The sequence below is a fragment of the Bacillus sp. PK3-067 genome (genome assembly GCF_056738645.1).
The window spans coordinates 1-23,009 of sequence record NZ_CP096491.1 but is presented as its reverse complement, the minus strand read 5'-3'; the positions used below and the strand labels follow the sequence as shown (position 1 = coordinate 23,009).

The following is a 23,009-nucleotide window of genomic DNA, read 5'->3' as shown; positions in this document are numbered from 1 at the left end:
TATTAAATAGAACTCAATAATAAATCTGTAACAAATGTTGTTGCATGTTGGATTTTCTTTACTTTTCCCTCATCTCTTGGAGAGAATCTAATCCGAATAGGAAATTCAACATGAGTCATACCTGTAGATTTGATAACTTTTGATGTGCTTTGTACATTCATATTTGTTTCATTGAGGTAATCTTGTATCACCTCTATTGCCTCTCCACTCCAACCATATGAACCGAATGAAGCTGCAATTTTCCCTTCTAGGTTCATTTCTGTCATTTCTTTTAAAATGTCTTCTAAATTACCAATCATATCTGCATATCTAGTTGAAGATCCTATAAAGACTGCATCTGCTTCTTGAATACTCTTTAAAACCTCTAATTTTTTTGATTTATCAACGTTAAATACTGATACATGAATATTATCTGCTTCTAAAGTTTCTTTAATAATATTTGCTACTTTTTTTGTATTATTTTTAATTGTTGTATATACAATTGTTACTTTCTTATCTTGATTCGTATCTCTACTCATATCCGCATATAATTTAATATACTTCTGTATATCCTGACGTAAAATGTAGCCATGAGATGGTGCAATCATTTGTACATCCAAATCTTTTAGAGCTTCTATTAATGTTCTTACATATCTTCTATGTGGATGGATAATGGCATTATAATAGCCAATAAAATCTTCCGTAATATCTACATTCGCTTTATCACTGAAAATCTCGTCATTTGCTATATGAGTACTAAAAATATCACAAGGAAATAAAATTTTATCCTCTACACAGTAGGTAATCATTGTTTCTTCAGTATGAAGATATGGCGTTTCTTTAAATTTCAATGTTTTTCCACCAATATCTAATGTATCACCGTCTTTTACTATTAAAAACTTTCGATTATGCAGCTTATACATCTCTTGTATTTCTGGTACTGCAATTTCTGTACATACAATCGTTGCATTAGTAGCTCTTGATGCTAATGCTGCCAATCCCCCTGAATGGTCGGGTTCTGTATGATTCACTACAATATACTGAATTTCTTGTGGATCAATTAATTTACTTAATGATTCTACAAATTCTCTTCCAAACTCTATATCAACTGTATCAATCACTGTTGGTTTTTCCGTTTTTAGCAAGTACGCGTTATAAGTTGTTCCTTTTGCTAAGATTAAACGATGAAATGGAACTTCTCTATTATCAACTTTTCCTACCCAATATATATCTTTAGTTAACTTAATTTCTTTGCCCATATAACTCAATTCCTCCTCAATCAGATTCGATTTACCACTGAATTATATAAACTTTTTTATAATTAAAAGAGGACTAGAATCACATTTTAAAAAATTAATAAAAAAACACCTGAGTAACAGTTTTCTACTCAGGTGTTTTTTTAATTTATTTTGTTGCTACAATTACTAATGCAGGACCATCAAGTGAATATATTTTTTTATCAAAATTAGCGTAAGTTTCTACTGACTCAAATCCACAATCTATTAATATGGGAAGTAATTGTTTTTTTGTAATTGGATATAACTCTATACTATTTGAGAATTCTTCACCACTTGTATTTAATGTTACAGTAAATAGCACCTTGTTTCTCTCTATTACATAATCTCGTTTGAATGAGAAATGTTCTTTCTTAATTACTGGAAATATGAAATTTTTTTGATTTAATACTTTTTCATAGTTTACAATTTGAACTATGAACTTTCCATTTTTCTTAAGTTTTTTAAAAGAACGTTGAATGAAATCAGTAATTTCCTGTACATTGTCCAAATGAACCAACGTATTTCCAATACAATAAATACCATCAAATATCCCAGGCACATCGTCTATTTGCTGCATTCTAAGTGTATTTACAAAAAGTCTTCCCTTATGGGTTATAGCCTTCTCAGAAATTTTATCAGCCATTTTCTTCTCTGGTTCCATCGCAGTTACAATCATTCCTTTTTCAACTAATGCATTAGCCACATTCCCTGTTGCCGCACCTACATCAATTACGGAGTCCCCCTCTTGTAAATATGAAGCAATAAAATTCAATTGTTTTTCATTTTCTGGAAAAATTTCATCATAATACGGCATTAATTTTTGGTAAAAAGTCATTATTTATACATTCCTTTCTACATCCAGGATTGGAGAAAACATTAATACAACAATTAATCCGAACTAATTAATATATGAATATAATATAAACAATATGAATCATTATTAGTCTTTACGAGACAAAATATTTAAATACTATTATTGTTGTAATAAAAACGTAAATAGCATTTATACTCTCTAAAATCCCCACATTTAAGATTGAAATATTCCTTCCATACAGTACTATAGACCGTATCAAACTTGGGATAAAAATAATGGTAATCGTTGGTGATAAAATAAGCGTAACAATCACAAGTAATAAATGGTACCACCATGACAGAATGCGATACGTTGGATTCTTTTTTTCACGTATCATTGTTTTTACATAAAACGTACTTCCTATAAAATATAAAAATGTTATAGTCGCTATTATCAATATATTTTTATCGACTGTTTTCATTGTGAAGTAATAACTTATAATGCCCCCTATACAAAACAAAAGAATTGCACATACATCATTTAATAAGGCTCGTTCATTTTTTTTGCTAGAAAAATAAATGTTTATACAAAAAAACGGGAGCATAATAATAGAAAAGTAAACTATACGCCATTCATAACTAAGAGCAATAGCTGCACATATACAAGCCTCACCAAAGTAAAGAAAAAAATAATATAAATAATACTTCTTTCGCGGCTGTTTTACATACATTAATAAGGGATATGTAGCTAAATACACAAAAAACCACGCTAAAAAAAGAGGTATATGATACCATGTCCATTTACCAGTTAAAATACCTAAAACAAATGGAATAAGCAGCATTCCCCAGGCTCCATGCTGCTTTGGAATAATTAACTTCATTCTTCCACACCTCACATTTAATTTTTTATCAAAATGTTACGTAAGAATGATAATAAGTAGCATATATATCATTAAATTTATAGATAAAAAACTTTACCAGTGAGAGAATCCCCCCACTGGTAATCATACTCCACCAATTTAGGGAATACGCATCCCAAATAGTAAAATATAATGAATTTCTCATACTCACTCTTCTCTTATAAGATAAACTATGTTTTTAAAAAATACTGTGCGTGAAATCACTGCATTCTATTTTTATTCCTTTTATTTTATAAAATAAAACATTGTTCAGTGTGTTTTTACTCTCTATTGATATCCTCACTCTTTGAACCTAAAACAAAAGAATTTTTATCTATAAATAATTGAATCATTCTATATCTTTTCATTTTTTATGAGCAAGGTAATACGATAAACTTCTAGATTTAGTCTCTTCTAAACAGAAAAGATTACATACTTCATTTATTAGTACCATTGCAGAAACGCACTGTATATAGTATCATTTATCGATATCAGACACTATATATTGAGAGGGAGTGAATTTGATGAACAACTCAGACAATGTAAAACAGCAAAAAAATACTTTATGGACAACTTTTGATAAAATTATAAACAGTAACGATCAAGACTTAATGCAAGAAAATGCAAATGTTGATGGTCGATCTCCAATGGGAATGATGGGAACATTTGCATCAGAGAGTGCAAAACTTTATGTAAGGGAACATTTGCTTTCTAAACAAGTAAAAGAAGCTATTAATCAAAATATTTTATACCCACACGATTTAGATTTTTATGCAACAGGAACAACCACGTGTTCACAAATCCCTTTAGCACAATTGCTGAAAAAAGGGTTCCACACTGGACATGGCCATATGAGACAACCACAAGATATTAAAAGTGCATTAGCACTCTCGTCTATTATTCTTCAAGCTAATCAAAATATGCAGCATGGTGGGCAATCTCTTGCCATGTTTGATATAGATTTAGCACCCTATGTGAGGAAAACATTTGAAAAAAACAAGAAAAAGTTAATAGACTATCCGCTAACAAAGGAACAAATCGAAGTGTTTGCATGGAGAGAAACAGAAAACGATACATATCAAGCATGTGAAGCATTTATTCATAATTCCAATAGTATGCATAGCCGTGGTGGTGGACAAGTTCCGTTTATTTCAATTAATTACGGAACGGACACATCAAAGGAAGGAAGACTATTAATTAAACAATTACTACAGGCAACACAAGCGGGATTAGGAAAAAGCGAAACGCCTATTTTCCCCATTCAAATTTTTAAGTTAAAAAAAGGTGTAAATTTTGAAGAAAAAGATCCAAATTATGATTTATTTGAACTTGCATTAGAAACAACAGCGAAGCGATTGTTCCCTAACTTTTCATTTTTAGATGCGCCATTTAATGCAGCGTATTATAATGGGCACCCAGAAAGTGAAGTATGTTATATGGGGTGTCGTACTCGTGTGATGTCTAATATTCATGGTGAGGAGACAGCAATTGGCAGAGGAAATCTATCATTTACCTCTATTAATCTAGTAAAATTGGCTTTAATAAATGATTCAAAAGAAGGATTTTTCAAATCGTTAAATCATTATATCAAACTTGGCATTCGTCAATTGCTAGAAAGATATTCATATCAATGTACAAAAAAAGCAAGAGATTTTCAATTCCTATATTCACAAGGGATTTGGCGCAATGGAGAAAAACTACAACCAGAAGACTCAGTTACTGAGATTTTAAAGCAAGGAACATTGAGCCTTGGTTTTATTGGACTTGCGGAATGCTTGGTTGCCTTAACAGGAAAACACCATGGGGAAGATAAAGATTCATGGCAACTTGGAAAAGAAATTGTTACCTTTATGAGAAATAAGATGGACCAAGCAACAAAAGAGCATTGCTTGAATTTTACCTTAATTGCAACTCCTGCCGAGGGACTATCAGGGAAGTTCATCAAAAAGGATCGTGCTGATTTTGGAACTATTACAGGTGTAACCGATCATGATTACTATACAAATTCATTTCATATTCCAGTTTATTATCCTATTCAAGCAATTAATAAAATACGTTTAGAAGGACCGTTTCATGCTCTTTGCAACGGTGGTCATATTACGTATATTGAACTAGATGGGGCGGCAGCGCATAATCAAATGGCTTTAAAACAGATTGTTCAAGCAATGGCACAGTATGAAGTAGGATATGGTTCAATTAATCACCCAGTGGATCGTTGTAAATGTTGTGACTATAATGGAGTGATTGAAAATGAGTGCCCTAGCTGTGGAAATATAGAAGATCATCATATTGAAAGAATTCGCCGTATTACTGGATATCTTGTAGGGGACATGTCAAAATGGAACAATGCAAAGCGTAGTGAAGAAGCAGATCGTGTGAAACATAAATGAAGGTAATGAATATTATTCATGATAGTGTAGTAGATGGTGAAGGGTTACGGACAGTTGTGTTTTTTGCCGGTTGTCCGCATCATTGTTTAGGTTGCCATAACCCCAAATCATGGAATCTTTATAATGGGACCGAGATGAGTGTGAAAGAAATTATAAAAGAAATTTCCAAAAATCCTCTAACTGATGTAACATTTTCAGGGGGTGACCCATTTTTTCAAACTATCGAGGTCAAAGAAGTTGCAAAAGCTGTAAAAAGCTTAAACAAAAATCTTTGGATTTACACTGGTTATACACTAGAAGAGATACAGAATTCACAAAACAAAGATATGATTGAGCTGTTACATTATGGGGATGTTTTAGTTGATGGAAGATTTGAAATCGAAAAAAGAGATTTGACTCTTCCATTTCGCGGAAGCTCAAATCAACGTATTATACGCCTAAAATAAATATAATTCCCTTGCTTTTTTCGATTATTCGTTATCACTAATCCAATATTTATGAGCAGAAAGTATTTGCTCATAAATACTGGAAATACACAATAAAAAAATTTATAAAAAGGGCCATGCTCAATTCTTACACTTTTTTTGCAATGCTTTTGGAACATATACACAAAAAGGTTCGCTTTCCATGTAATCCCCCGTCATCGCAAATGCCCTAGAACGAGATCCCCCACAAACATATCGAAACTCACAAACACCGCATTTGCCTTTATAATTGTCTGGATTACGAAGGCTTTGAAAAACAGGAGAGTTTCGATAAATTTCAGCTATCGGTGTTGATTTAATATTCCCGGTTTTAATCGGTAATAGCCCACTTGGGTATACATCTCCAATATGAGAAATAAATACAACTCCATTTCCATCATTTACTCCTTTTGGAGCGCGTCCAAATTCATTAATTCCGTCCGTCATCCCTTCCATCAATACATCTCTATATTGAATAATTTGATCTATCTTTTTAATTCCCTTCATTTTTTCTTGAAGAACAACGCGTCTATAGTGCTGAGCAGCTGTGGTTTTTATATCAAAAGAAACAGTTCTGCTTAGCTGGTATAGCCAGCGGAACACTCTTTCATGTTGAATTGGTGAAATCATATCTTTCTCTTTACCACGTCCTGTTGGGACTAAGAAAAATACACTCCACAACACACAACCTAATTCTTCTACTAAATTTGCCATATCTTTAAGTACACTCAAATTATAATTAGAAACAACTGTATTAATTTGAATAGGGATTTTTAATTCATTTAAATGATGAATTGCATCCATTGTTAATTTAAATGACCCCTCTGTTCCCCTAAAATGATCGTGTACTTCAGCTGTTGGTCCATCTATACTAAATGCCCATCTAGCAATCCCAACATCTTTTGCTTTTTTTATCGCTTCTTTAGTAACCTTTGGAGTAGCACTGGGTGTCATGGAAACCCGAATACCTTTCTTCACCGCATATTCAGCAATATCATATATATCCGAACGCATTAATGGATCCCCACCAGTAAAAACCAGCATCGGATTATCCATTTCATATATATCATCAATTAGTTTTTTTCCTTCTTCTAATGTTAACTCAAAAGGATCACGATAATGCTGAGCTTCAGCACGACAATGTAGACATTTTAATTCACATGCTCTTGTTAACTCCCATATTACAATAAATGGGTTTTTATTATAATCACGATTTATCAAAAAGAAAGCCTCCCATCAACTTACATACTATATTGTAAAATTATATGTGCATTTATGTTGTGAGATTTATCACGCATAAGTTTTTAGCATTTAAAAATCCATAACCAAAATAGATGAAATTAAGATAAAAAAGCACTCTCCTATTTATAGGTGAGTGCTTTTTATTTTAAAAATATCTTAAATATTTATATTTTATTTCTTTTTTATATAAATTTGATTTACTTATTATTTCTATTAGATTTCATCAAATAATATATTAATAAATCCAATTCTCTACTATAACAAATTACCTTTTCATGAGTGAATCCATACTGCTTAACAAGCGATATTAATTCTTCTTTTTTTTCAATTACTTGATTTAACTTCTTATAATTAGACATAGTTTTTGTACAATCCCGTCTTACCTACATACAGGTCATCTAGGCAGCATTTTTGTTAGATGCTCTATTTAGAACACAGCTCTTTATAATATTTATTTCCCCTTAACACCCATATACAATATATTTACAAATATCAAATACAAAATCTATGAACTAAAAAAGTTATATCTACTTAACTTATTACACACCTTTATATGCTAGTTTATATACTTCTTTTAATTCTGAAATCAATGGAAGTTTCGGATTTGCTGGTGTACATTGATCTTCAAATGCTCTTTCTGATAAGACATCCACAACTTTTTCAAATGCTTCTTGTTTTACTCCTTGTCCTGCAATACTCATATTAATATTCAATTCTTTTCCAAGGCTGATAATTGCTTGCACAAGAGATTCTACCCCTTCTTCCACTGTACTTGCTGGCAGCCCCAATGTTCTTGCAATATATGCATAACGTTCATCTGCCACAAAATGCTCATATTTTGGGAACAATGCATGTTTTCTCGGCTTAATAGCATTATAGCGAATTACATGCGGCATTAAGATTGCGTTAGCGCGTCCATGTGGAATGTGAAATTCTGGTCCAAGCTTATGCGCCAAACTATGATTAATACCAAGAAAAGCATTTGCAAAAGCCATACCTGCAATTGCAGAAGCATTATGCATTTTCTCACGTGCTTCTTCATCATTTCCATTTTTATATGCTCTCGGTAAATATTTAAATACTAGATCAATGGCTTTTAAAGCCAATCCATCTGTATAGTCATTTGCCATAATAGACACGTATGCTTCAATTGCATGTGTTAACACATCCATTCCAGTGTCTGCTGTTACATGAGGTGGCACTGTCATTACAAACTGTGGATCAATAATCGCTACATCTGGTGTTAATTCATAATCAGCAAGTGGATATTTTATATTATTTTTTTTATCTGTAATAACCGCAAATGGTGTCACTTCTGACCCTGTTCCTGATGTTGTTGGAATCGCAACAAATTGTGCTTTTTGCCCTAGTGTTGGAAATTTACATGTACGTTTTCTAATATCTAAAAACTTTTGTTTGATTCCAAAGAATTTTGTTTCTGGATATTCATAAAATAGCCACATTCCTTTTGCTGCATCCATTGCTGAACCTCCGCCCAATGCAATAATTACATCCGGTTTGAAGCTTCTCATCATCTCAGCACCCTTGAATACTGTTTCATCTGATGGATCTGGTTCTACCTCTGAGAAAACACCTATTTTTACATCATTTAAATGCTGTTGTAAGTAATGTGTAACTGTGTCCACATATCCCAGTTCTACCATTCCTGGATCCGTTACAATGAATGCTCGTGAAATGTTTGGCATCTTAGCTAAATATTGTGTCGCATGTTTTTCAAAAAAAACCTTAGGTGGTAATTTGAACCATTGCATATTATTTTTTCTATTCGCCAAACGCTTTACATTTATTAAATGTGTAGCTGTTACGTTTTGAGAAACAGAATTTTTACCGTATGATCCACAACCTAATGTTAAAGATGGAATAAATGCGTTATATATATCACCAATCCCACCTTGTGCTGACGGTGAATTTACAATAAGGCGACAAGCTTTCATTCTTAAACCAAATTGTTTTTGTACTTCTTTATTTGTAGAATGAATAACCGCTGAATGCCCTAAGCCACCTAAATTTAACATTTCTTCACAGTATTTCAATCCTTCTTCTCGTGAATTTGCTTTGATACAAGCTAATACTGGGCTCAATTTTTCACGTGATAGTGGATATTCTGCACCCACTCCCTTAATTTCAGCTACAAGTATTTTTGTATCTTCTGGTACCTTAATGCCTACTAATGATGCAATATAATGTGCTGATTTCCCAACGATATCACTATTTACTGCACATGTATTTTCATTAATAACAAGCTTCTCTAATTTTATTCTCTCTTCTTCAGTAACAAAATAACAATTGTTGTCTTGCATTTCTTTTTTTACACTATTATAGATTTCTTTATCTACAATGATTGCTTGTTCAGAAGCACAAATCATACCATTATCAAATGTTTTTGATAAAATTAAATCATTTACAGCTCGTTTTACATGTGCTGATTTCTCTAAATAACAAGGTACATTCCCAGGTCCTACTCCTAAGGCCGGTTTCCCTGTAGAATATGCTGATTTCACCATTCCAGCACCCCCGGTTGCAAGAACAAGTGCAATCCCCTCATGGTTCATTAATCTTTTTGTTGCCTCAACAGAAGGTTTTTCGATCCATTGAATGCAATTCTCCGGTGCCCCTGCTTTAATTGCAGCATCTCTTAATATTTTAGCCGCTGCAACAGAGCATCGCTGAGCAGATGGATGAAAAGCGAAAATAATTGGATTTCTTGTTTTCATTGCAATAATTGCTTTAAACATAGTAGTTGAAGTAGGATTCGTTACTGGTGTCACACCAGCAACTACACCTACTGGTTCGGCAATTTCAATGACTTCTTCATATGGATCTTCATGAATAATTCCTACAGTTTTATCTTTTTTTATGCTATGCCAAATATATTCAGTCGCAAATATATTTTTTGTACATTTATCCTCATACACACCTCGACCAGTTTCCTCAACTGCCATTTTTGCTAATGGCATATGTTGATCTAATCCAGATAGTGCCATTTCATGAACAATATGATCTACTTGCTCTTGCGTATAAGATTCTAGTGCTTTTAGTGCTTCTTTTCCATTTTCAACTAAAGTATTAACAACTTCTTGTACATCATTTTCATCTTTAATTACTACGTTGACCATTGCTTGTACTTCTTTTTCATCTGTCTTGTTTGTCATATTAAAGCCTCCAGATCACTATAAAAATAGATTTAAAATGTTGGAACTTATTGTTTTCATCTTGCCTATTAATTAAAAGCTTAAATCATGTGAAGTATTTCACAAATAATAATATGAAATTTTCAACTACTCCTACTATACATGAAATGACTATTTTTTATTGTGTATTTTTTGTGAAGTATTTCACAAATATTTATAATAATTATAATCAATAACTACTTATTTACACCATCAATATATACAATTACATTCTCAGTTGTATTATTTCTCAATTCAATGTACACCTCAGCATTAAAATACAATATTTGTTGATGCCTTAATATCTCAATTTCATTATCAATTATAACCATTGTTTCACCGAAAACTGCATACATACATATATCCTTGTTCAAATATTTTGGTATGACAACATTACCTGACGGATTTATGAAAAAAAATGATGGAGATGTATTTTCAGTTTTATTAATAATTGTTTTGAATACATCATCATTTAATCCCATAGGTGTTACATTTTTTAGTTGCATAAATATCACTCCTATTCATGTATCAAAAATTTAATAGAGTATAATAAATTTATACTCTATTTTTACAAACTTATAGCGAGGATCTCGACTTTGCCTATAAGTTTATAACTATTAATTTCCTAAAGCAACAGTAATTCATCTCTTTGTAAAGGACTATTAATTTGTTATAGTATGTAAATCTCTTTGTTGTGATAACTCTACTAAAGAAGACTCTTAACACTTATATATAATTTATCTAGTAGTATTTTATGCGTATAGTAGTTAGAACTTTTTATTAATAAATTTTGAAAACATTAGTATATATAATATAAATTATTTTTTTATTTAAAAATATATTGTTTGTCCCCATCCTCTCTAAAATATTCCCCCTTTCCTTAAAATCTTATATAAATATATATCTTATATATATTAAAAATATAAAGATAAAACTTTTATAGGTTCATAAAATATAGAATAAAGCTTGCTATGACAATGTTTTTAACATGCCCTACTGTAAAAAATCATAAATGGTATGTAATGGGAGTGTAAAAATAGACTTTGTTGTACCACCCTTTCTACATAAAATCATAAAATAATACCACTATACCTACATAAAAAATGAAGAAAAATAATTCATAAGTGAGTATATTTATTCATTCGTAAATAAGAAAACATTCTCGATATTTGTCCCCAATTTGTATTCATTTGTCCCCAAGCTATACACAATGATCATTATTTAATCCACTTAATTCAGTTATTCATATTTAATCACATAAAACTTGATGAATTTTAGTAGATTTACTTATAGAACCCTTATATAGCAACAATAGTATGATATTTTTATTCACAAATGACACTTTTTATAAACATATCCACTAAAAATATAATTTTTCTTATGATTTTATGTAGAGTAAAATCTCTATTTATATAGGTATTGGATGCCTTTTCAAGTTACTATTGTGGAAATTAACAATGATGAATAACTTTTATTGTATAGAAGTGCATAAAAAAAGATTCTATTTTCAATAGAATCTTTTAGAAAAGTATATAAATGGATCTAATAGAAAGACTTTGAATGATAGAGCCAACACGAATAGCCCTCTACTTTGATTTTTTTCAAATATAGAGAGCTGAAAATGATTACATTTCTTCCATTACTTTTAATACCTGTTCAGTTGATGTTACTTGAATTCCAGCACGTATCAGCTGTTCCAAGGCACGTATAAAGGTAATTAAATTTATGCTACCAGGTACTTCAATTACCCTTAGCTTTTCTTTTGGTAATTTATCTATCTTTTCAATGAACAATTCACGTACATCACTAGGAATAAAGCGTTCTTTATGTCCTTTTATTTTTAGAAGTTCACGCATTTCTATTTCTAAAGCCATATAAGCATTTAGATTTGCACCTTGTTCATAAGCGTATTTTCTAAATAATGTTTCTTCTTGATATCTTAGATAATTACGATGGTAAGATTCCTCTGTAACAGGTACGGCAAATTTGTTCTTTAATAATTCAAATGTTTTACGGAACAGCTTCTTGATGCTTCGGCGAGAGTACATAGAGAAATGCAATCCGAAATCAAATATAGCTTGTTCTTTTTGTTTTGCTGGTACGTGCTGTGTAATAAGAGGATAAATCCCTTCTTTAGCTGCGGTATCAAGAATATGATACTGTGATGTTTGATTCAGTAATTTTTTCAGTGTATATACTAACTTACTTGGATATTTTTCAGTGCGATCAATCATGTCACGCAAACTATGTATTACACTACGGATTTGTCGATGACAGGTATTTTTGAGTACATGAATAAATTTATTCATGTCTCGTGTAAATTCCCCAATATGCATTTCTTGTAGTGTAGATTCAATAAATCGGGCTTTACGGGCATACGTAACCTTTGGAGTAAAAGGATCACGATACTGTAGTTCGCCTGATTCTTTTCCACATAAGAAGTCTGGATGAATAGATAAAAATAAAGTCGTGTATTTTTTCTTGTTTTGAACCCCTTTTTGTAGTTTACAGATTTTGAATAGTGGAGTTCCTGTACAAGGCAATACAGTCGTTAGTTCTTTCATAACTGCACGAATTTGATGTGGATACTTCTTATGTAGAAAGCGGTACATCCCACCAAAGTGAGTCTTATTACCTCTTTCATCCTGTTTGTCTAAAGAACGTTTTAATGTAGTTTCTCTATGCTGTTGCATAGCAATATCCAAGAATAGCTTCTTAGATGCTACTGAAAGTTCAAAGAAAGCTTTTGTAAAGACTACAGGACTAATGTAAACATAAGGATTTGCTTTTTCTGTTTCTTCATTCATAAAATGAGTTATTTTAATTGTGTATCGACTATCTAATTCATTTTCAATCGTAATAATGTTATGTAGGCTTAATTTTTTTAATGCAATATAGAATTGAGAATGCTGTATACATGCCAATTCTTCTTTGTATCGCTTATAGTCTTCCCAAAGCATATGTACTGTTACGTTTGGAATAATACCATTCGTATAGCATTTTTTATGTAGGTAAAGGAATACTTCAAGATCTGCATTTGTAATACCGTACAATTTATGTTTTCTTCCCATTGTTTTTGAAATAGTATGACGTGAAAAAGATGGCTTTGCTTGTGCAACAAATCCATCGATATCCGCAATACGTTCTTCATAAGACATTTGATTAATAATATCTTCAAGGTATGTATCTTTATAGCTATAGTATTTTCCTTCTAATGCATCAACAAGTGCTTGCCAAGATTTTAATGTAACTATAACCGCATTAGTAGATTGTCCATCTAGACTACGTTGATTACGAATAACAAATGATTTGCTCATCTTTTTCACCTCCTATACAAATTAAAATATACTTATCCGTACAATATAAAATATACCGATTATAATTATAGCAAATCAAAAATTGATGAAATGGGCCCCTTTAAGAGCCAACATGAAAAAATGAAATGTACGTTAATCCCTTTCATACCAAGGGGTTTCGGGTTTTGTTCTATTTTTTTTATGGACATGATATCACTATGGATTTTCATGTTCCGAATAAATAAGAAAATGAGTTGTAAAATGCTAATAAACGTTGTTCTAATGGGGTTGGAAGCTTATTTTCATAAAAATATAAGGGACATGATAGAGCTGTGGATTTTCATATTTCTATTTATTATAATTTACATGAAAATCGTCAATAAACATTGATGTTAAAGGGATTTATATGAAATTTGGTATTTATAAAAGGAACGTGATACCGCTAGGGGTGATTCATCTTTTCAGATAGAAAGGGACATGATACCGCTATAAATTTTCATGTTTTATAATTCCCTGAAATTTGAGAAGATGTTGTATAAATGTATGGTATATAAGGGGTTTAGGAGGATTTATGAAACAAGAAAGGGACATGATACCGCTATAAATTTTCTTGTTTCATACCTTGAATATAGAAGAAACCCTTTTGTATCAAGGGTAAAAAAGATTATGAAAAAAATATATAGTTTAATTTCATGAAACATTTAAGACAGGATTTTTTCATGTTTTAGTCAAAAGGGACATGATACCGCTATAAATTTTCACTTTGTATGCAAACTTTAATGAGTATTACCATATATACAAGGGCAATTTTTAAACATGAATAACCTAGCTTTTTCATGTTTAATCAAAAGGGACATGATACCGCAAAAGAATTTCATGTTTCAGCTAATTCCTTGAAAAATATTAGGTTTCTTATAACGTCTTACCTTTTCCAAATGGATACAGTCTTGTATAATCAGTAAAAGAAGTGGTTATAAGCATACGTGCTAGATTATCACTAAAGGATGGTTGGATAGAACTTACTGTATTCTTTTTTATTTTCATGAATAGGAACATCATAAGGCTATATAGATTTAAGTTTAAATCATTCTCAATTGTAAATTAAATAAGGAGAAGGATGTATATGGATAATGTTCTACAATTGTTTAAAGATGCATTAGTAATATCAGCACCTATCTATAAACATAATGAACAATTGTGGTATAAATGGAATGCTTATTACTTAGAAGTTAAAGAAGATACTAGTAGGATCGTAACTTCGGACTATTTTTCCCCATCATTTTCAATGCTTGTACAGTGGCTTGAACAGCAACAAAAAAAGGGAATCTCCTCTTTGGAAATATTCACTAACATAGAAGCTTACCAAATTGAAATTGATGTGGCGATAGGATTATTTGTGGAGCAAGAGTTTTCAAGAGCTAACAATGAAACTGTGCAGGAACCAAAGGAATCTAATACAAGTTTAGAGCACGAGAATTACTATGAAGTGAATAATTCTGCGGTTTATTATAAATTAAGAGATGGCATAGCAAAGAATCAATTTGAAGAAGATGAAAATACAAAGTTGAAATCTTATCCAATTGAAACGAAAGATAGTAGTGGAGTTGCACAACTTTCTTCACATAAAGATGAAGATTTAAGATTAATAAATATTGAAGAAGCTGCTCGTTGGAATACATTGGTTGATGGTGTAATGAGTAATATGGATGATTTAACTGCTGACTGTTTAGATGCAATTACTATTCAGTGGTTAAAAGAGGCAAAGTCTCCTGATGAATTCATAGATTTTTCATATAATCAGGTATTAGAAATGTGTAGCATACCTAAAGCAAAGGCTAATAATACAGAATATTATCGAGCAGAAGATAAAATAAAGGTTGCCAAACGTATTGCTGCCTTAGCAAGTATTTTTATCTATTTAAATGATGATAATGAGGTAGTTGTATTAAATGATCGAGCTGAAGCAGGTAAACATTATGAAGTAAAGCGAGAAGTTATAAAGAGGCTTTTTGTATTAGATTCTGTGGTACTCTGGAGAGATACTAACACTAACGAATATATGGGGATAGAATCTTGCAGGATTAAGCCAGGGAGCTTCTTATCAAGTTATTTATATGGTTCTAGTAGTACAACGGCACTATTATCAAAAAAAGCGTTAGAATATAATAGTTATAGACATAAATATCATAAGAGATTGATTCGTTATTTAACTTGGCAATGGAGAATTCGTCAAATGTTCTCTAGTTTAAAAAGGCCTTACTCTATAGGAGGAGATAAGGGATTACTGGCTGTCATGGGTATAAATCAAAATCAAAAGCCAAATCGTATTCGTGAACAGTTAGAAAATGTTCTTATTGATTTAGAGAAGGAAAAGGTAATATCACATTGGGAGTACAGTGAAGATTTAAAAGAGGAAATGTTAACAAAGAAGAATTGGTTTAAGAACTATTATGCTCAGATAGGTATAATAATTTTACCGCCGAAAGAATTAATGAATTCAATAGAAAAAATAGCGAAGAAAAAAACAGTAGAAATCATACAAGAAGAGTCTCCAGTGAAAATAGAAAATAACACTTTAGATATTGATGATTATGAAAATTCAATTAGAGAAAAAATATCATTCTTCCATATGAATAAAAATATTACAATGCGAGAACTTTCAAAAGAAATAGGTATATCACAACCTACCCTTTCTAGGTTTTATAATAAGAAAACAAAACGCCTTTCAGGCATGGCTAAAGATAAATTAAATCAGTGGTATAAAAGACAAATTATTATTGATAAGATGTAGAAAAAGCTTAAATCCATGATAAAAAGAGTCCCTATTTTAGGGACTCTTTTTTATCATGGATTTATAACATTAGTTACCAAATAAATTGGCTGTATCCAGGTCTTCATATTCATCTTTTAGTACCGCTTTTTCAGCTGTTGATTCATTTTCTATATGTGTATCTTTAGAAGTAGAATTTTTTTCATTAGATGAGATTATTCTATTTGAATCGGCTACCTCTTCTTCATTTGCTTGGCTTTCTTTTTGAATAGTAAGGTTTGAATTATTTAAAAGTATACGCTTAACATCATTTAAAAAGTCTTTATCTTGAAGTAAAATTTCTTTTTGCATTTGTTGCTGTATCTTATAATCAGCCACGTCTTGTAATCCGTGTTTATCAATAAAATAGCAAACAAGTTTATACAAAGAATCGGCTATATTGCTTTGTGACTCGAACCATTTAAAGAATTCTTCATTCTCAATCTTCTTGAGGTTCCAGAAGAAGGATTCTCTTTTTTTGTCGGACATACTATTTCACCTTTTTTCGAGAAAGAATTTTCTTGATAATTTGCATCCCCTTAGCATTCATATCTACAGCGTATTTCTCTGGAATCCACAATAAGTACATTCCCACTCGCTCACAATACTCTAATAATTGATTATATAATTCATCTTTAAAAGTAATACTTCCCCCACCATACACACATAAAACTTCAGCTTCACTGGCTGTATTGTTTACATATTTTTCATCTGTATCTTCTAGGATTAGTTCAGCTTGTTCCACTTTTGTAATATTAAAGTGTGTTGTTGCCTCTTCATGGTATTTATGATCTATATCTTGAAGAATCTGAGAGAATTGTTGGCGTTTAATGTTTGTGCCACGTTCTTGATTTAATAATTTTACAGCTTCTTCTGTAGCATGACCGACACCACGTCTTTCACCGCTACAAGCATCAATTACAGGGTTCACGCCAACTGTATAGATATACTCAGTTGTTCCATCCCCAATATCAGAATGTAAAATCTTTTTGTTTTTAAAGAAGGAGCCGTCAATTTTTTTGATTTCAAGTTTTTTTGCATATAGTTTAGTGAAATCAGTAAACATCTCCTCTTCCCCTTCAAGAATTGCAAATAACGGAGGAACACCCTCTTGTGTAATGTTTGCACTATTAAATGTTAAGCTCACCGTTACCTGCTCTTCTCCTACATAAACCACTACAACATGATTTGAATTAGTAAAACGTTGTTCTAAATGTTTAGCGTTTACGGGTGTCCATTGGCTTGCTGGGATAGCTGAAATAAGGTCAACAGTCACATTGATTGATTGTGGCAGTTGTTCTGTTCGTTCCCATTCAAGTTGAACTGATTTGTTTGCGATTAATCCTAGCATATTAATTAGTGGTAAATCATCATTGTATTTTTGACCGACTTTAATGTTCATGTTTTTAGGGTTTTTACCTGTTAACATCGCACGATTTCCTATGAAATACATCCCGGATCTTCGAATTGATTTACTAGCAATATTCACGAACATATTATCTACTAAATTAACTACGTTTTTTTGGATGTTTGTCTCTGTAACATTAGGCATTGAGTAAACACTTTGATATACATTTTTCATTTTTATGTATTCACCATTGATGTAACCTTTAAATGAATCGTTCCCAATATCACCTTCTATGTCTATATGAAGAGTTTTGCCTTTTAAACTTGCCATTATACATCACCTCTATGAAATTTATTTCTAATTTATATCTAATAAATATATTATAACCTATAAAACCTTTAACAACAAGGGTTTTATAAGGTTTATGAATAAAAAAATATAAAAAAGATATAAAATAAATATATACTAGATAATAAATCGAGATGGGTTGGGTTATTTCAGGATATTTCTGGTCCTTTGTATTTTTTGGATATATATTAGATATCTTTTAAATATCTATAAAATATAAAAAGCGTTATTGGTGGGAGGAATACGTTTGTCGAAGATGCCTTTTAAAATATCATGTTGTTTCTATGGTTTACGGATAGACTATTGATGATATATTTTGGGAATCCAAGGGATATCTAGTGGAATGAGGTATACATTTTAATCAGGAGGAAGAAAATTAGAATGCAAATAAGATTAATTACGAATATGACTTATACATACTTGAATAGTTAAAATGGTTAGCCGAATAAACGTTATAAAGGTGTTATTTTGGTGTTTGATATTATGTGAACGCTAGGCGTTATTAATGCGTTAAACCCCTTTAAATCAACGATTTCAATGTTTTTTATAAACAAATAGCTGATAAAAGAAATGAGATTGGAAGATTAGATGTTTTTTGGTGTAGTAACGCATTGAAAGACGGTTTTAAACTGAAATTTCTATTATATAAGTTTGTTTTTGGGTATTTTGATGATAACTATAACTAAAAGACTAAAAAAGTAGTATGCAAATTAATTCTCTACATATCAAGTTACAATATGTATTTTTGTTGTATATGTTCTATTTGTATCTGCAGCACTCCTTTAAAAGAATAGAGAATCTATGAAATTTGATTTGAATATAAAAATTGAGCAGGATTAATTACAGATTCATATATATTTGCTAAACAAACGTTATTATGGTGTTTATCTGGCGAACTTACCAGATGAACACTAGGCGTTTTTAAAGCGTTAAACATTGTAATAGCAACATTTAAAGGTGGTTTTAAAGAGAAAATGGTTTACGTAATGATAAAACCTATAAATTTATTTTTCGAGCTCAATAATAAAAAAAGAAGTCTGTATAGGCTGTAAAGAATTTCAATTGAAGTATTTCTATATAAAAAATCACATAGATATCAAAGTAGTCTCTACATACATACTTAGATCATAGTGGCAATATAAAGCTATGTTGAAAAGGTGTTTTTTTAGGAAATCCATTGGTAACATACTTAAAAAATAAAACTTCTTTCTGAAGCAACTAATATAATATGATTTAGGATTGGTTATATATCTAGGCTGCTGATTGGTTGGTATACTTTTACTGTTTATAGTAGGAATGTAGTAATTGATTCTCCGTGAACGCTATGCGTTCACGGAGAATCGCAGGAATGCTGGCTTAAAGTTTAAAAGTAAGATATTTAAATAGATAATGAATAACCTTTATTGCTCTTGTTTTATTTTTGAAATTAACTCTAAATTTTTATGGTAAGACATCAAATTTTTTAACCAAAATTATATATTTAAGTTTCTTAAGTTACATTAAATACAATAGTTTTATTATATGAACGTTTTAGAAGTGTTATTTAGGTGTTGTTATTTTGTAATGGGGCCTACTTGAATCAATTTTTAGTTGCATATTTACATATTAATTAATTGGATGTTTTTGATGGATAGAGCAGAAGCTTTGGTAAAGAGATAATATGAGTGTAATTTAAAAGAATCTTTTTTTTATATAAGGAGATTCAAGATAGAAATCTTAGTCCGGAGAGAAGTACGATGGATATAAGCATATGTTTTTTGAAATGAATTACTCTAGTCCAAACAAAATAAAATTCTACAAAAGAAACAAACGAACGGAAATATGGTTATAATAGGTGATCAAACAAAAATATCTATAATCTATAGTGGAACGCTGTTTGCAAAGCCTATGAATTAGTACGACTGTTAAATGATACATAAAAGAATTAATGAAAATTGGTACTTCTGTTGAGAATGATGTGGGATTAGGAATTAAAGAAGTCTTTTTATTTATAAAAAAGCTAAATTTGTTCCAACAGTAGAAACTAGCTAATAAAAACAAAACGTATTCTTTTCAGAAGAACGAATGATACTTTGAACTGGCATATGTAGTCTAAAGAAGGCAATAATTTTTTGATGTATCTGATATAATTTCAATAACGTTGGAGTCGAAGGCAAAATGTAATGAGGTGAAAGTTATAGTTGTATTTAATCGCATGCTTTAGGCACTTATTTTAGAGGTTTTACGAATGAATTGTTCATTATTATGGCATATTCCATAATAGATATATTAATCAAGGATTAACTAAAAAATAAATCAATTCATTTCTAGCTTTACAATATAATTATAAAAAAATAGAAAAATTTTATAATGGGATTTATGAGTGTAACGAAAGTTACTATCACACAATGAGGGTTTCATGAACGTTATAAAAACGGTCATGAAACCCTCAGAAAATATTTTTAACACTACTAACAATTTTTTGTATAGGATGTATTTAATATGAGAATACTATTTATGTGAAACTGTGACCTCTTAACAATATTGCGATCTATTTAATATATGAGATTACTGTTTTATCCTGTTTTTCATAATTTCGTCAAACATGGGACGATAGTTTACAATTGCAATGAGTTTTCTGCAACCAACATCCTATCTTAAGAATTCATAAAAAGCAATATCTACAATTATATGATAACAAGCCAAGCATTTTGGCTTACGTCAATTGGCATACACCTACCCCGTTCACATTTTTGAGGAAATAATTCTTTGTCAGAGATTGATAAAATTTATGCAATAATTTTGAGAATGCTACTTTTAAGCAACTATGCTTTTAAATGATGTTACCAAATCGAAGACGTTATAAATTTAAATTATTGATCCTAACTATAATCTATAAAGGTTAAGTGAATATTTTAAGGTATCGGGATTCTTGGAGAATCTAAACGTTATCAAAGTGTTATTTTAGTGTTTATTTTCACGTGAACGCTATCCGTTATTTTACCGACTAATCCCTTAACTACAACGTTAGGAGTTATTTAAAGAGCGTTATAACTAACAGATGTATGAATAAATAAAATAAGTATTCATATGATGTTTTGTTCCATTTGAATGATAAAAATAAAATATATCTATATATAAATTAGTATTCTATATATTATTTAATTCTTATGATATAATATATTGTTTTTATAACTAGTACTAAATGTTATAAAAACAATTTCAACTAAATGAAGTAAAAATATATCGTATTAAATTCTTTAAACAGGGATCAACTTGCAAGAAGCAAAGCATAATCTTCCAAGGGCGTATTTCAAGAAATCTCCTAATTTTAGCCGTGTTATAGATGTTCATGAGAGTTTCATTCTTATAACACACATTATGATAAAGGTATTAACACAAGTTTAAATCATAAGAACGAAGTATTTTATTTATAAAGTATATGAATTACGAGAATAGCCACCTAACAAATAAGAAATGGAGTGTCTTTTTATTTAGTAATCTTGCGTCTCCAAACATCCTTACAGGCTGTTTGAGGCGCAAGATGTTTAATACTGTAGGAATAAAAAAATGAACGCTTACGAAACGTTAATTTAACGGTTCGTAAAACGTGAACGCTATGCGTTCACAAGGAATTCGGTACATTAATATTATACGTTTAGATATATTTATATCTAAACGTATAATGTGGCTTTAGGATAGATATGTCTTATTTAACAGTGTTGATAACGCGTATAAATTAGTAATAATGAACGCTGCGATGGTATGGTGCTTTTTTATTATTACAAATCTTAAGATTTATCCTAAGTTAATGTTAAGCTTAATATAACAAATAAAATCTGATAAATTTATTAAAGTAGGCTGGAGATATATGAAGTATCTTTGGAATCCATAAGGCAGGACAAAGAGATAAGTAGTTGTGATTATGCTAAAATCTTTTTTAACTTAAGTGTTATTGAGAGTTTTTCATGTGAACACTACCCGTTTTTTTGGCGTTTACCTCTTTAATATCAATATCCTGAGTTGTTTAAAGGATATAATTTATGTTAAAGCAATATATAAAATCTGATAGGGTGTATCAATTAATAGTCCATAATAAAGCTGTATGTTTCTAGGTTGTACTAAATAATGAACGTTATAATAACGACCCTGACTATGCTATATATGTCATAAAGTATTTTAAGCAAGTGGTATGAAATAAAGTAGTTGCTAAATTAAAAATAGTTGATGTTAGTAGACTATGTTCAAAGTATGATTACGGAAATATAGACATTAATTGGCGTGTTCTTCCTGTGGTACATATCTTATTAGCAAAGTTTTAAATTATAAGAGCGATAAGAATCGTCTAAAAGGCCTAGGAGCTATGTGATAGCGGCCTAACAAATTAAAGAATGGAAAATTTTCTGTGTTTAGTGTTTTGAACTTGAAACGATCTGTAAGGATATTAGATGGCAAGTATTTTAATACAATAAAAAAACGATATGAGCGCTTACAAAACGTTAATTTAACGTTTTGTAACTAATGAACGCATAGCGTTCATTAGAGATTCAGTGCATAAATATAGTGATTTTCCTTTAAGGACGACATAATGTAACTTTAGAAGTAAAGATATGGCCTTTAATAATAGCGTTTATAACGCATAGGATTTAATAATAATGAATGCTGTGATTGATGACATTTATATGAAAAAATTTAGTCTGGCAAAATGAATTAAAGAAGACTAGAAAAAGCATGGAGTTTCCTATACAGGTTTATTATGTGGTTAAGAAATTAGAGGATTTTTCAATCTTCCCTAAAAATTGACAAAGTAAACACTTAACTAATTTTAGGAAATAGGATTAACATGTTTTTATTAGCGATATAGAGAGTTTTTGGAATCCATAAGAAAGGTCCAATAAGATATGTTAAGAAAAATATATTGGATAACTGGGTACTTAGTATCCTTGAGGTAATGGATACCTAAGTACAGAAGCCAAACGGTTTCTAATTCAGTAG

The 23,009-nt window shown here is 30.6% G+C and carries 13 protein-coding genes; 3 read left to right on the top strand and 10 right to left on the bottom strand.

Annotation, left to right across the window (positions count from 1 at the left end):
• Window positions 1-2 precede the first annotated feature (2 nt).
• The 3 genes from M1D73_RS27970 to M1D73_RS27960 all read right to left on the bottom strand — a co-directional run bounded on the left by M1D73_RS27970 (window position 3) and on the right by M1D73_RS27960 (window position 2,929).
• On the bottom strand, window positions 3-1,238 hold the full coding sequence (locus M1D73_RS27970; RefSeq protein WP_349917455.1) for an FprA family A-type flavoprotein: 1,236 nt from the start codon (window positions 1,236-1,238) through the stop codon (window positions 3-5).
• A gap of 145 nt (window positions 1,239-1,383) precedes the next feature.
• The gene (locus M1D73_RS27965) at window positions 1,384-2,091 is read right to left on the bottom strand and encodes a class I SAM-dependent methyltransferase (RefSeq protein WP_098212953.1); all 708 of its coding nucleotides are present in this window, start codon (window positions 2,089-2,091) and stop codon (window positions 1,384-1,386) included.
• Window positions 2,092-2,203: 112 nt separating this feature from the next.
• A complete protein-coding gene (locus tag M1D73_RS27960) occupies window positions 2,204-2,929 on the bottom strand; it encodes a YwiC-like family protein (RefSeq protein WP_098212954.1) in 726 nt (241 codons plus the stop codon).
• A 542-nt stretch (window positions 2,930-3,471) separates the two neighbouring features.
• On the opposite strand from M1D73_RS27960, the gene M1D73_RS27955 reads away from it, so the two are divergent.
• Both M1D73_RS27955 and nrdG read left to right on the top strand, forming a co-directional pair.
• On the top strand, window positions 3,472-5,337 hold the full coding sequence (locus M1D73_RS27955) for an anaerobic ribonucleoside triphosphate reductase (RefSeq protein WP_098212955.1): 1,866 nt from the start codon (window positions 3,472-3,474) through the stop codon (window positions 5,335-5,337).
• Window positions 5,334-5,783: an anaerobic ribonucleoside-triphosphate reductase activating protein gene (gene nrdG, locus M1D73_RS27950; RefSeq protein WP_098212956.1), complete on the top strand. Its 450-nt coding sequence runs from the start codon at window positions 5,334-5,336 to the stop codon at window positions 5,781-5,783. Before M1D73_RS27955 ends, nrdG begins: the two co-directional genes overlap by 4 nt.
• 120 nt (window positions 5,784-5,903) lie before the next feature.
• On the opposite strand, the gene M1D73_RS27945 is transcribed toward nrdG, so the two are convergent.
• The 5 genes from M1D73_RS27945 to M1D73_RS27925 all read right to left on the bottom strand — a co-directional run bounded on the left by M1D73_RS27945 (window position 5,904) and on the right by M1D73_RS27925 (window position 13,551).
• Window positions 5,904-7,022: a TIGR04053 family radical SAM/SPASM domain-containing protein gene (locus M1D73_RS27945; protein ID WP_142292992.1), complete on the bottom strand. Its 1,119-nt coding sequence runs from the start codon at window positions 7,020-7,022 to the stop codon at window positions 5,904-5,906.
• Window positions 7,023-7,240: 218 nt separating this feature from the next.
• Complete coding sequence (locus M1D73_RS27940) at window positions 7,241-7,402, bottom strand: aspartyl-phosphate phosphatase Spo0E family protein (RefSeq protein ID WP_098212957.1); 162 nt, start codon at window positions 7,400-7,402, stop codon at window positions 7,241-7,243.
• A gap of 180 nt (window positions 7,403-7,582) precedes the next feature.
• Window positions 7,583-10,180, bottom strand: a complete 2,598-nt coding sequence (adhE, locus tag M1D73_RS27935) for a bifunctional acetaldehyde-CoA/alcohol dehydrogenase (RefSeq protein ID WP_349917503.1) — start codon at window positions 10,178-10,180, stop codon at window positions 7,583-7,585.
• A 251-nt stretch (window positions 10,181-10,431) separates the two neighbouring features.
• Entirely contained in the window at window positions 10,432-10,740 is a 309-nt protein-coding gene (locus M1D73_RS27930) for a hypothetical protein (protein WP_098212958.1), read from the bottom strand.
• Between the two features lie 1,119 nt (window positions 10,741-11,859).
• Window positions 11,860-13,551 (bottom strand): hypothetical protein, encoded by a 1,692-nt coding sequence (locus M1D73_RS27925; RefSeq protein WP_098212959.1) that lies wholly within the window; start codon window positions 13,549-13,551, stop codon window positions 11,860-11,862.
• A gap of 1,102 nt (window positions 13,552-14,653) precedes the next feature.
• Between M1D73_RS27925 and M1D73_RS27920 the strand changes: the two genes are divergently transcribed.
• On the top strand, window positions 14,654-16,321 hold the full coding sequence (locus M1D73_RS27920) for a helix-turn-helix domain-containing protein (RefSeq protein WP_349917453.1): 1,668 nt from the start codon (window positions 14,654-14,656) through the stop codon (window positions 16,319-16,321).
• Window positions 16,322-16,390: 69 nt separating this feature from the next.
• Here the strand turns inward: M1D73_RS27920 and M1D73_RS27915 are convergent, their stop codons facing one another.
• Both M1D73_RS27915 and M1D73_RS27910 read right to left on the bottom strand, forming a co-directional pair.
• Entirely contained in the window at window positions 16,391-16,828 is a 438-nt protein-coding gene (locus M1D73_RS27915; RefSeq protein WP_061660634.1) for a hypothetical protein, read from the bottom strand.
• 1 nt (window position 16,829) lies between these two features.
• Window positions 16,830-18,017 (bottom strand): ParM/StbA family protein, encoded by a 1,188-nt coding sequence (locus M1D73_RS27910; RefSeq protein WP_000157618.1) that lies wholly within the window; start codon window positions 18,015-18,017, stop codon window positions 16,830-16,832.
• Window positions 18,018-23,009: the final 4,992 nt, after the last annotated feature.